Below are 11,917 nucleotides of genomic sequence, written 5' to 3' on the forward strand. Positions count from 1 at the left end.
CGTAATCGGCACTCGAATTTCGGCAGGGATCGTCTATAAGGCTCCGATCCCGAAATTGCCGATGTCGATAGCCCTGTTCCAACGCGTGAAATCGCAGCCTGTGTGGCGCCGCCTGGCGGCGGGCCTTGCGCTTGGCGTGCTCCTGGCCGTGAGTTTGGCGGCAAGGGAGACCTTGGCTCAAACCCTGCCGAAGCCGCCGGTCGAGGCGGCACCGCAAGCCGTGCCCGGCTTTTGGGACCCCCGGCGCCGTCCCGAGCGGCCGGAATTATCACGGCTCACCGTGATCCGCTTCCTGACCGAGACCGATTACCCGCCGTTCAACTTCACCGGGCCCGACGGCAATCCGGCCGGCTTCAACGTCGACCTGGCGCGGGCGATCTGCGACGAGATCAAGGTTACCTGCACCATCCAGATGCGCCGGTTCGAGACTCTGCTCGACGCGCTTTCCTCCAACAAGGGCGACGCCATCATCGCCTCGATGGCCGTGACGCCGCAGATGCGCACGCGGGTCGATTTCTCCGACCCCTATTATCGGGCGCCGGCCCGCTTCGCCTCGCGCAAGGAGTCCGTGATGACGGACATCCGGCCCGAATACCTCGAGGGCAGGAAGATCGGCGCCATCGCGGGCTCGGCGCATGAGGCCTATCTGAAGGCGATGTTCACCGACGCCGAGATCAAGTCCTATCCCGACAGCGATGCGATGCGCGCCGCGCTGAGGCGCGGCGAGGTGGACTTCATCTTCGGGGATGGCATCTCGCTGGCGTTCTGGATCAACGGCACCGACTCCGCCGATTGCTGCGCCTTTTCCGGCGGCCCCTTCGTCGAGAGCCGCTATTTCGGCGAGGGCATCGGCATTGCCGTGCGCAAGGGCAACGACCTGTTGCGCCAGGCGCTGAACTGGGCGCTGTTCCGGGTCTGGGAAAAAGGCCGCTACACCGACCTGTGGCTGCGCTATTTCTCGGTCAGCCCGTTCTAGCCTTCGCCGTCATTGCGAGGCGCTCTTGCGCCGAAGCAATCCAGTCCTTCTTCAACCTGGATTGCTTCCGCCGTCGCCCTTCGGGCTAAGGCGGACACATCGCTTCGCTCTCAATGACGATTGTGTTAGCTGTCTGCTCCTTTGGAGACCCGTATTCAAATGTCTACGACCGATCTCGCCATCAGCCCGAGCGACCTGCGCGCGCTCGCCGAACAATCCAACGCCTGGCCGTTCGAGCAGGCGAAAGCGATCGTGAACCGGCTGAAGAAAAATCCGAAGGACGAGGTGTTGTTCGAGACCGGTTACGGTCCCTCCGGCCTGCCGCATATCGGCACCTTCGGCGAGGTCGCCCGCACCACCATGGTGCGCCATGCCTTTCGCGTGCTGACCGAGGACAAGATCAAGACTCGCCTACTCGCCTTCTCCGACGACATGGACGGCCTGCGCAAGGTGCCGGACAACGTGCCGAACCAGGAGCTCTTGGCGCAGCATCTCGGCAAGCCCCTCACCAAAGTGCCCGATCCCTTCGGTACCCATGACAGCTTCGGCGCCCACAACAATGCGCGGCTGCGCTCTTTCCTCGATCAGTTCGGCTTCGACTACGAGTTCGCCTCCTCGACGGACTACTACACCTCGGGCCGGTTCGACGCGGCGCTCTTGCGCATGCTGGAGCGGCTGGAGAAGGTGATGGCGATCATGCTGCCGTCTCTGCGCGAGGAGCGCGCGGCGAGCTATTCGCCATTTCTTCCCATCTGCCCGCGCACTGGGCTCGTGCTCTACGTGCCGATCGCCGAGCACGACGCCAAGGCCGGCACCATCTCCTACGACGATCCCGAGACCAAGGAGCGCGTCACGCTTCCCGTCACCGGCGGCCATTGCAAGCTGCAATGGAAGCCCGATTGGGCGATGCGCTGGTATGCGCTCGGCGTCGACTATGAGATGGCCGGCAAGGACCTGATCGATTCGGTGAAGCTGTCGGGCAAGATCTGCTCGGCGCTGGGTGGCACGCCCCCGGAAGGCTTCAATTACGAGCTGTTCCTCGATGACAAGGGCCAGAAGATCTCGAAGTCCAAGGGCAACGGCCTGACCATCGACGAATGGCTGCGCTACGCCTCGCCGGAATCGTTGTCGCTGTTCATGTATCGCGAGCCGAAGGCGGCGAAGCGGCTGTATTTCGACGTCATCCCGCGCAATGTCGACGACTACCAGCAGTTCCTGGAAGGCTTTCCGCGGCAGGACGCCAAGCAGCAGCTTGGCAATCCGGTCTGGCACATCCATTCCGGCCATCCGCCGAAGTCGGACATGCCCGTCACCTTCCAGCTTCTCCTGACCCTGGTGTCGTCGTCGAATGCGGAGAATGCCGAGACGCTGTGGGGCTTCATCGGCCGCTACCGTCCGGGCGTGACGCCGCAGACGCATCCCAAGCTGGATGCGATGGTCGGTTACGCCATCAACTACTATCGCGACTTCGTGGCGCCGACGAAAACGTTCCGCGAACCGACCGACAGCGAGCGCGCCGCGCTGCAGGACCTGCGCGATGCGCTGTCGAACCTGCCGGCAGACGCCTCCGCCGAGGACATCCAGAACGTGGTCTACGAGATCGGCCGCCGCGAGCCGTTCCTGGATCACAAGAAGCAAGGCAAGGATGGCCGGCCGGGCGTGTCGCTCGACTGGTTCAACATGCTCTACCAGGTGCTGCTCGGTCAGGAGAAGGGCCCGCGCTTCGGTTCCTTCGTTGCGGTCTACGGTATCAGCAATGCCGTCGCGATGATCGATGGCGCGCTGGCACGCTCGGCCTGAGCGCAGGCGGTTCGTCGAGAGGAGCGGATTGCGATCCGCTCCTCAACGCTCCACAGCGGTTCGCTTGTCGCCCAGCTTCAGGAACAGCAGGCAGAGAATCGCCAGCGCCGGGCCTGCCGCGAGCGTCGCGAAGGCGGCCATGAACGAGCCGGTCGCCTGGAAGATCACACCGACCACGACCGGCACGATCGCGCTGCCGAGCTGCCAGACGCTGGCGGTCAGCCCGGTCGCCGAGCCGGCGAGCGCTGCGCCGGCCACATCGGCAACCATCACGGCCAGCAAGGGGCTGTAGACAAAGGCGCCGAAGCCGAGCAGGGGCGCTGCGATCTGAAACGCCAGCCTGTCGTGCAATGTCCCGAATACCAGCAGCATCATCGCAAACAGCGCCAGCGTGCCGATGGTCAGCCATTTTTCCTTGCCGCCCAGCCGATCGGCTAGCAGGCCGATCAGCGGCTTGCCGATCATGGCGGCAATGCCTGCGAGCGACATGACCAAGCCGGCTTCCACGGCGGTGAGGCCATGGCCGCGGATCATCAGCGCGTTGGCCCAGAACGCAAAACCCCAGGTGCCCCAGAAGGCGCCGAAGCCACTGAGTGTCAGCAGCAGCACGTTGCGGTCGCGCAGCAATGGCCCGATCGGCGGAGCTTTGGCCGCGACCACCGGCTGGTCGCTGGGACGGTCGCGCAACAAAGCATAAGCGATCACGCCAACCAGAACGGTCGCGATGCCGAGCGCCTGGTAGACCCCGCGCCATCCCACCCAGGCCGCGAGCGTTGGCACGATTGCGTTGGTGGCGGTAACGCCGAGGGACGACGCGACGAGCAACAGTCCCATCGCGCGGCCGCGGCTGCCGCGATCGAACCAATTGACGATCAGCTTGACGCAGGACGCGTAGTCGGCACCGGCCGCGAGCCCCATCACCGCCTGCAAGGCGATGCCCATCGTCAGCGACGAGGTGAATCCGAACAGGAAGGTGGACGCGCCGAGCGCCAGCATGGAGATCGTCAGCGTCGCGCGGCCGCCGACGATGTCGCTCATGACCCCGCCGACCGCGTTGCAGATGACGTAGCCGACATAGAACGCGGTCACGAAGACGCCGAGCTGCGCCACCGAGAGGCCCAGCGACTGGCCCGCCGAGACGGCGACGTTCGCCCAGGTCAGGCGGTCGATGAAGCTGAACAGGAAGCTCAGCCACGCGATCAGCAGCACGACCCAGCGATAATAGTCGGACGCGGCGGGCACCCGCGTCGCGGCAGTTTCGATCTCCGTGGTCATGGCCTTACACGTCGGTCCCGAGATAGGCGCCTTGCGCGGTGAGCTTGTTCTGCAGCGCGGTCACGTCGAGCTTGCGCAGCGAGGCGCTGGTCGCATCGCATGCGACCATGGCTGCCGCGGTGCCGGCGGCCTGCCCCATCGCAAAGCAGGCGCCGCTGGCGCGCGCAGCGGATTGCCCCTCATGCGTCATGGAGGCGCAGCGTCCTGCGACGAGCAGATTGGCGACGCCTTTCGGCAGCAGCATGCGGAAGGGAAGCTGGCAGAAGCCGCGGCTGCCGTCGGGGTAGAATCCCCACTCGACCTTGCCGGCGACATGCAGCTCCATCGGCCAGGAATTCACACCGATGGCGTCGTCGAAGTCGGCGCAAGCGACGATGTCCTGCCCGGAGAGCTGATAGGCGCCCTCGATGCGCCGGCTCTCGCGGATGCCGACCTGTGGCGCGATCTCGACGATATGCGCATGCTCGAAGCCGGGGACCTCGTGCTTCAGGAAACGGAAATATTCCTGGATCTGCCGGCGCCCTTCGATCTCGCCATCGCTGAGTTGCAGCGCATCGGTGGCATCCATGACGCTGCCTTGCGCGTTGCGGATCTGCGTCACGTTGACGCGCCATTCGCTGGGGTTCTTCTGCGGCCGCACGATCGCCCCTTCGCGCGGAAACCGGTAGCCGCGGCCCGCGGCTTCGCTCATCAGCCGGTCGATCGCCTTGAACTCGCCGACCGCCGCGAGCGCGCGGGCCGGGTCGACGCCGCCGACCCGGAACATCGTAGTCGGAAAAAGGCCGCCGCCATGGCCGTCGCCGGTCTGGAACGGCACGCCGGCGCGGGCTGCAAGGTCGGCATCGCCGGAGCAGTCGATGAACAGCTTCGCCGGGATGGCGCGACGGCCGGACTTGGTTTCGACGATAAGCGCGGCGATGCGATCATCGTCCATCGCGACATCGACTGCGACGGCGTGAAACAAGAGCTTCACGCCCGCGGACAGTAGGAGATCGTCCGCCGCGCATTTCAGGGCGGAAACATCGTAGGAGCGGACCGTGATCCGTCCCTGCAGGCCCTGCTGCGGCTCGTTCAGCCCGCCCAGCCGGTCGAGCCGGTCCAGGAGCTCGTCCACCACGCCGTGCACGACCTGACGGGTCTCGCCGTGCACGAGGCCAAACAGGCCGGCGAAATTGGTGACCCCGCCCGCGGTGCCCATGCCGCCCAGGAAGCCGTAGCGCTCCACCAACAGGACGTCGGCGCCATTCCTGGCGGCCGAAGTGGCGGCCGCGAGGCCGGCCGGACCCCCACCCACGACGACGACGTCGTAGGAACCGAGCACGTCCGTGTCACGGTTCGGCTCCCGAACAGCCATATGGACCAAGAGTGCCTCCCTGAGCGCCTATGTTGCTCGAGCTTAGCTCACTCGCAATTCGCGAAGAATAGTGCGAAATGCAGCTACACTTTTCGCGATTCGAGAAAGATGCTGATGGATGCTCTCCAGAATCTTCGGGCTTTCCTGTCTGTCGCCGAAACTGGCAGTTTTTCCGCCGCAGCCCGGCGGAACGGGCTTGCGACCTCGGTACTGACCAAGCGGGTCGATCAGCTCGAGCGCGCAGTGAAGACCAAGCTGTTCGTTCGAACGACCCGGACGGTGATGCTGACCGAGGCAGGCCGGCGCTGGATCGAGCGCGTCCGGTCGCTGGTTGCGGATTTCGACGACACGATGCGCCAGGTGTCCGACACCGAGCGCGATCTCGAAGGACCGATCCGCGTCAAGGCGCCGACGACGCTCACCGTGCTCTATCTCGCCGACATCCTGGCGCGCTTCCAGGCGCAGAACCCGAAGCTCAGCATCGATATCGTGCTGGCGGATCGGTCAGTGAATCCGGCGGACGAAGGTCTCGACGTCGCTATCGCTGCGTTCGAGTCGACCTTCGGCGATGTGGTCGATATTCCATTGTGCCCGCTGCGGCCTATGCTCTGCGCATCACCTGACTACGTCGCCCGCCGCGGTGCGCCCGCGCATCCGCGAGACCTGATCGGGCATGATACGCTCAACTTCGCGCCGACCGGATCGATCTGGTCGTTCAACGGCCCGCAGGGGCCGACCGCGGTCGAGATCAATCCCAGGATCGGCGCCAATGACGGACAGGTCCTCTTGCGCGCGGCCCTGGCCGGAAACGGCATTGCCCTGCTTTCCGAATATCTGACCGCGCCGAGACTGGCCACGGGCGAGCTGGTGCCTGTGTTGGAGAGCTACCAACCGCCGGAGCGATGGGTGAAGATGCTGATCCCCGAAGCGCGCATGAAGGTGGCCCGCATCAGCGCGCTGGCGCAATTCCTCAAAGATGCGTTCTCGCCGTCTCCACCTTGGGTCGCAACTTCTGATTAGTTCCGATCGCGACTTTCATAGCGCGGCACAACGATGGCGTGCACGCGTGTCATAATGACGCCGGCGCGCCTGTCTTCGGCGACATGCAGCGACCGGTCATCTTGGCCCAGTTTGTTAACTCTGCTCGCGCATGATCCGGCACGTTGCGGGACCGTGTTCGGATACACGCGTCCGGAACAGCGAAGTTGCGCCGCACGTTGAAGAGATCAGTCCATGCTTGCCCGTCTGTCGATCCGCGCCAAGATCACCATCGTCGTCGCGTTCCTGCTTGTCGTCATGACGGGCATGGGGCTGCTCGCTGTCAGGAGCATGCAGCTCATGAACGCGAACACGCTCGACATTTCCACCAACTCGCTGCCCAGCGTGCGGGTGCTCGGCGATCTCCGGGCCGGCGCGCAGACCTATCGCAACGTGCTGCGCGAGCAGCTGCTGGTCGAGACGCTCGACGAAAAGCTGGCGATGGAAAAGATGCTGCAAGGTGTCAATGCGGATAACGACAAGATCCGCCAGCGCTACGAGCCGTTGATCGCCTCGCCAGAGGAGCGGGCGCTCTATGATGAATGGGTGAAGCTGTGGGACGAGTATCGCACCGGCACGCAGCAGGTCATGGAGCTGTCGCGCAGGGATGCCGGTCGCTATCCGAAGGAAGCGCATGATCTGAATCTGAAGGTCGTCAACAAGGTCGGCATGCGCGCCGACCAGGTTCTGAACAGGGACATCGAGCTCAACAACCGGCAGGCCGACAAGGCATCGGCCGAGGCCGCCGCTATCTATTCGTCCTCCATGATGCTGCTTGGCGGAATCCTCGTCGTGGCGCTGATCGCGGGCGTTACGATCGGCTTCTATCTTGTGCACGACGTGTCCCGCGGCATCGCCTCGATCGTGCAGCCGATGCAGGCGCTCGGTGATGGCGATCTTGCGGCGGAGGTGCCTCACCGCGGCGAGAAGACCGAGATCGGTGCCATGGCCGATGCGCTGCAGGTGTTCAAGGACGCGTTGATTGCCAAGAAGGCCGCCGACGAGCGTGCGGCCGTGGACGCCGAAGCGAAGATCGAGCGAGGTCGCCGCGTCGACGCCATCACACAGCAGTTCGAGGCCGTGATCGGCGAGATCGTGGAGACGGTGTCCAAGGCGTCGTCGCAGCTCGAGACATCCGCAGGCATGCTGACCTCGACGGCCGAGCGGTCGCAACAGCTGGCAACCGCCGTCGCAAGCGCCTCCGAGGAAGCTTCTGCCAATGTGCAATCGGTCGCGACGGCATCCGAGCAGATGGCCTCGTCGGTCAACGAGATCAGCAGGCAGGTGCAGGAGTCCGCACGCATGGCGGGCGATGCCGTCGGCCAGGCGCGATCGACCACCGACCGCGTCAGCGAACTGTCGAAAGCCGCAACGCGCATCGGCGACGTCGTCGAGCTCATCAATACCATTGCCGGCCAGACCAACCTGCTCGCCCTGAACGCAACCATCGAGGCCGCGCGCGCGGGCGAGGCCGGCCGCGGCTTCGCGGTGGTCGCATCAGAAGTGAAGGCGCTCGCCGAGCAGACCTCGAAGGCGACCGGCGAAATCGGCCAGCAGATCTCCGGCATCCAGGCCGCGACGCAGGACTCCGTCAATGCGATCAAGGAGATTTCCTCGACCATCGAGAAGCTCTCGGAGATCGCCTCCGCCATCGCGGCGTCGATCGAGGAGCAGGGCGCGGCGACGCAGGAAATCTCCCGTAATGTGCAGCAGGCCGCGAGCGGTACCCAGCAGGTTTCGGCCAATATCACCGACGTGCAGCGCGGCGCGACCGGACCGGCTCGGGATCGTCGCTGGTGCTCTCGGCCGCCAAGGCACTCTCCGGCGATTCGAGCCGTCTCAAGCTCGAGGTCAGCAAATTCCTCGCCTCCGTCCGCGCTGCGTAGGCTGGCTATGTTCCAGCCGGCGTCGTCGTGATACGCGCCGGCGCGTCGCTGACGGCGCGGCCGAGCGCCAGCAGCACGCGATTGATCGGCGTGGCGACGCCATGGCGCTCGCCGGCCGCGACCACTGCGCCGGTCAGCGCCTCGATCTCCAGTGGCCGCCCGTTGATGCGGTCGAAATACATCGAGGTGCCGGCGTCGGGCGGATAGGTCAGCAGGGTCGCCAGCAAGCGCTCGGGCTCGTCATCCGGAAACTGCGCGCCATCGGCCCGCGCCACCGCCGCGGCCTCCCGCAAGATGTCGAGGCATAGTGCCTTGATGTCCTCACGGCGGAACACCGCCTGCCGCTGCAAAGTCAGCGCCGTGATCGGATTGGCCATCGCATTGAGCAGCAGCTTGCGCCACACCAGCGTCTTGAAATCGGGGCTGATGAGGACCCGCAGGCCCGTGCCGTCGAGCAGCGCCTTGAAGGCACGCCCGCCCTCGTCATCGGCAACCGCGAGATCATGCGGGCCCGCACGGCGGAAGCGCGCGCGGTCGGGCGCGAGGCGCTCGCCATTGTAGTAGACGATGGTCGGGACCACGCGCGCTTGTCCTGCGATCGGCGCGAGCCGTTCGGCATGGCCGATACCGTTCTGCAGGGTCGCGATGCGGGTATGCGGCCCGCAGAGTCGTTTCAACCAGGGCGCGGCCGCCTCGGTGTCCTGCGTCTTCGTGGCCAGCAGCACCCAATCGACGGGCGCCGCCTCGCTCGGGTCAGTCAGCGCACGGATCGGTACATCGATCGTGCGCTCGGGATGCTCGATCGTGAGCCGCTCGATCGGTCGCCGCACGGAGGCCGTGACGTCGTAGCGGTCGAGCGATGCCAACAGCCCGGCGATGGCGCCGCCGATGCTGCCGAGCCCGATCACGGCGATCGTCGTGCGTTCGGAAGGTCGCGTGCTTGTCATGATCCCGCCCATGCCTCCGTGTCGGCGTGTATGGCAGCGCATCATCACAGATGCGGCGATCGGCTTGCAAATCAAGATGGGAGGTGCGCAGCGATTTCAGCCGATGTCGCTTCCGCTCTGGGCTACGATGGCGGCACCGACAATCGTCCGCCTGGAACAGGCGGATCCAGCGAGCAGGGAGAAGGCGCATGCAATTCAGGGTTTCCCCGAACACGTTGGCCGAATGCAGCACCGAAGAGTGGCAGGCGCGGGTGGACCTCGCCGCCGCGCACCGGCTCGCCTACATGCACGGCTTCAGCGAGGGCATTTTCAACCATCTCACCTATGTCGTGCCGGGCCGCAGCGACCGCTACTATCAGATCCCGTTCGGCATGCACTGGTCGGAGGTGACGGCGTCCTGCTTCATGGAGGTCGGCATCGATGATGGCCTGGTGAAGCGCGGCGAAGGCGACGTCGAACGCTCCTGCTATTGCATCCATGCGCCGATCCACAAGGCGTTGCCGCAGGCGAAAGCCGTGTTCCACACCCACATGCCCTTTGCCAGCGCGCTCACCCGTCTGGAGGACCCGCGCATCAAGGAGATCGGACAGACCGAGGTCGGCATGTCCGGCCAGATCGCCTATGACGATGAATACACCGGTCCCGCCTTCGATCCGGCGGAGGGCGCGCGGCTGGCGCGGGTCATCGGCGACAAGACCATTCTGTTCATGGCCAATCACGGCATCTCGACGGTGGGCGAGACCATCGCCGCCGCCTATGACCGGCTCTATTACGTCGAGCGCGTTGCGCAGGTGCAGATCTATGCGATGTGGACCGGCCAGCGGCTGAAGCAGCTACCTGATCCAGTGGTCGAGAAGACCAGGCAGAGCTTTGCCGGCGGCAGCATGTACAAGCCAGGCCCGTCCCAGCGTCATTTCGACGCCCTGAAGCGGATATTGGACCGCAAGGAGCCGGACTACGCGACCTGACGGTCCGGCTTCCGCGACGTCGACTACAAAGGTTGGTAGGTTGATTTCCTGCCTGATTCCGTTAACCCCTTTCAGGTGGCGGGCGGCCTCGAGTTCGGCCGTCCTCACCAACTCGATCGGCGGCGAAAAGCTCAACAAACTCAACACCTCAGGACCTCGCGACGTGCCCAAAATCTATAAAATCTGCTCCGCTTCTGCCTGGCGCGAGGCCGAGCGGCAGGGCACCTATCGCGGCAGCGCCGATGACCTCCGCGATGGCTTCATTCATTTCTCGACCGCTGCGCAGGTGGAGGGCACGGCGCGCAAGCATTTCGCCGGCCAGACGGCGCTGTTCCTTGTCGAGGTCGAGGCCGATGCGCTCGGCGATGCCCTGCGCTGGGAGCGTTCGCGCAATGACGAGCTGTTTCCGCATCTCTATGGCGAGCTCGATCTCGGCGCGGTGACGGCGGTGCATCAGATGCACACCCGCTCCGACGGCACTCACGACATTCCCGAGCTTGCGCCGTGATCCGCGCCTTCGACACCTTCTCGCTGCCACTGCTGCGCTGGCTCGATGCGGAGGACGCTCATCGCCTGGCGATCCAGGGCCTGAAGCTGCTGCCGCCGGTGCGGCCTCGGCCGGACGATGGCAAGCTCGCGGTGCGCGCCTTCGGGCTCAATTTCCCTAATCCGGTCGGCATGGCCGCCGGCTTCGACAAGAACGGCGAGGTGCCGGACGCGCTGCTGCGGCTCGGCTTTGGTTTCGTTGAGATCGGCTCGGTGACGCCACGGCCTCAGATCGGCAATCCCAGGCCGCGGCTGTTCCGGCTGGAGCGCGACGAAGCGGTCATCAACCGCATGGGCTTCAACAATGACGGCGCGGACATGGTGCTGCGCCGGCTCGCCGGCCGTGCCCATCTCGGCGGCATTGTTGGCGTCAATGTCGGGGCCAACAAGGATTCGGCCGATCGCGTCGCCGACTATGTGCGCCTGATCGAGACCTTCGCCACGGTGGCAAGCTATTTCACCGTCAACATCTCCTCGCCGAACACGCCGGGCCTGCGCAATCTGCAGCAGGCCTCGCAGCTCGACGATCTCCTCGCCAAGGTGATCGAGGCGCGCGACCGCGTCCGGGAGAAGTCCGGCGATACGCCGGTGCTGCTCAAGATCGCGCCCGATCTCAGCCTCGCTGAGCTCGACGATGTCGTCCATGTCGCGCGCTCGCGTGGCGTCGACGGCATGATCGTCTCCAACACCACGCTGGCGCGGCCTACGACCTTGCGCGAACAGGCGCGGGCCGTGGAGCAGGGCGGCCTGTCGGGCAGGCCGCTGTTCCGGCTCTCGACCCGGATGGTGGCGGAGACCTTCGTGCGCGTGGAGGGCGCGTTTCCGCTGGTCGGCGTCGGCGGCATCGATTCCGGAGGCGCGGCGCTGACCAAGATCCGCGCCGGCGCCAGCCTGATCCAGCTCTATTCCTCGCTGGTCTACAAGGGCATTGGCCTCGTCGAGAGCATCAAGGCCGACCTCGCCTCGACCCTGCTGCGCACAGGCCGCGACCAACTGTCGGAGATCGTCGGCGCGGATGCCGCGGCGATCACCGCGGAGGATTGGCCGCGGTAGCCACATCCAAGGCTGTCATGCTCCGCGCAGGTGGAGCATCCAGTGCGCCGCGGCAGTGGTCATCGAACCGAAGC

General features: G+C 65.4%; 9 protein-coding genes and 1 pseudogene. 7 read left to right on the forward strand and 3 right to left on the reverse strand.

The features are described 5' to 3' along the window. The first annotated feature begins 61 nt into the window (after nt 1-61). Together P6U24_RS03670 and P6U24_RS03675 are read left to right on the forward strand one after the other, a co-directional pair. Entirely contained in the window at nt 62-976 is a 915-nt protein-coding gene (locus tag P6U24_RS03670) for a transporter substrate-binding domain-containing protein (RefSeq protein WP_407157846.1), read from the forward strand. Between the two features lie 159 nt (nt 977-1,135). Next, nucleotides 1,136-2,776 carry a lysine--tRNA ligase gene (locus P6U24_RS03675; protein ID WP_407157847.1) on the forward strand — a complete coding sequence of 547 codons (1,641 nt, stop codon included), beginning with the start codon at nt 1,136-1,138 and terminating at the stop codon, nt 2,774-2,776. Nucleotides 2,777-2,818: 42 nt separating this feature from the next. On the opposite strand, the gene P6U24_RS03680 is transcribed toward P6U24_RS03675, so the two are convergent. Then, nucleotides 2,819-4,051, reverse strand: coding sequence for a nitrate/nitrite transporter (locus tag P6U24_RS03680; RefSeq protein ID WP_407157848.1), 1,233 nt, complete (start codon nt 4,049-4,051; stop codon nt 2,819-2,821). Between the two features lie 4 nt (nt 4,052-4,055). Further along, a complete protein-coding gene (locus tag P6U24_RS03685) occupies nt 4,056-5,414 on the reverse strand; it encodes an FAD-dependent oxidoreductase (protein ID WP_407157849.1) in 1,359 nt (452 codons plus the stop codon). Nucleotides 5,415-5,519: 105 nt separating this feature from the next. Between P6U24_RS03685 and P6U24_RS03690 the strand changes: the two genes are divergently transcribed. Both P6U24_RS03690 and P6U24_RS03695 read left to right on the forward strand, forming a co-directional pair. Then, the gene (locus P6U24_RS03690) at nt 5,520-6,425 is read left to right on the forward strand and encodes a LysR substrate-binding domain-containing protein (protein ID WP_407157850.1); all 906 of its coding nucleotides are present in this window, start codon (nt 5,520-5,522) and stop codon (nt 6,423-6,425) included. A gap of 213 nt (nt 6,426-6,638) precedes the next feature. Next, nucleotides 6,639-8,329 (forward strand): annotated as a pseudogene (locus tag P6U24_RS03695) (methyl-accepting chemotaxis protein). 5 nt (nt 8,330-8,334) lie between these two features. Here P6U24_RS03695 and P6U24_RS03700 read toward each other — a convergent pair. After that, the gene (locus P6U24_RS03700) at nt 8,335-9,276 is read right to left on the reverse strand and encodes a 2-dehydropantoate 2-reductase (RefSeq protein WP_407157851.1); all 942 of its coding nucleotides are present in this window, start codon (nt 9,274-9,276) and stop codon (nt 8,335-8,337) included. A 188-nt stretch (nt 9,277-9,464) separates the two neighbouring features. Here P6U24_RS03700 and P6U24_RS03705 point away from each other — a divergent pair, with 188 nt between their 5' ends. The 3 genes from P6U24_RS03705 to P6U24_RS03715 all read left to right on the forward strand — a co-directional run bounded on the left by P6U24_RS03705 (nt 9,465) and on the right by P6U24_RS03715 (nt 11,843). Further along, on the forward strand, nt 9,465-10,244 hold the full coding sequence (locus P6U24_RS03705; RefSeq protein WP_407157852.1) for a class II aldolase/adducin family protein: 780 nt from the start codon (nt 9,465-9,467) through the stop codon (nt 10,242-10,244). Nucleotides 10,245-10,407: 163 nt separating this feature from the next. Further along, nucleotides 10,408-10,752: a DUF952 domain-containing protein gene (locus P6U24_RS03710; RefSeq protein WP_407157853.1), complete on the forward strand. Its 345-nt coding sequence runs from the start codon at nt 10,408-10,410 to the stop codon at nt 10,750-10,752. Next, nucleotides 10,749-11,843 (forward strand): quinone-dependent dihydroorotate dehydrogenase, encoded by a 1,095-nt coding sequence (locus tag P6U24_RS03715; protein ID WP_407157854.1) that lies wholly within the window; start codon nt 10,749-10,751, stop codon nt 11,841-11,843. The genes P6U24_RS03710 and P6U24_RS03715 overlap by 4 nt, the downstream gene beginning before the upstream one ends. Nucleotides 11,844-11,917 lie beyond the last annotated feature (74 nt).

Source organism: Bradyrhizobium sp. STM 3557 (genome assembly GCF_045571465.1).
Lineage (GTDB): Bacteria > Pseudomonadota > Alphaproteobacteria > Rhizobiales > Xanthobacteraceae > Bradyrhizobium.

What these genes read in the sequence shown, in the direction of transcription:
- P6U24_RS03690 (WP_407157850.1), top strand. Translation starts at nt 5,520, where the DNA reads ATGGATGCTCTCCAGAATCTTCGGGCTTTCCTGTCTGTCGCCGAAACT.
- P6U24_RS03705 (WP_407157852.1), top strand. Translation starts at nt 9,465, where the DNA reads ATGCAATTCAGGGTTTCCCCGAACACGTTGGCCGAATGCAGCACCGAA.
- P6U24_RS03680 (WP_407157848.1), bottom strand. Translation starts at nt 4,051, where the DNA reads ATGACCACGGAGATCGAAACTGCCGCGACGCGGGTGCCCGCCGCGTCC.
- P6U24_RS03670 (WP_407157846.1), top strand. Translation starts at nt 62, where the DNA reads ATGTCGATAGCCCTGTTCCAACGCGTGAAATCGCAGCCTGTGTGGCGC.
- P6U24_RS03675 (WP_407157847.1), top strand. Translation starts at nt 1,136, where the DNA reads ATGTCTACGACCGATCTCGCCATCAGCCCGAGCGACCTGCGCGCGCTC.
- P6U24_RS03700 (WP_407157851.1), bottom strand. Translation starts at nt 9,276, where the DNA reads ATGACAAGCACGCGACCTTCCGAACGCACGACGATCGCCGTGATCGGG.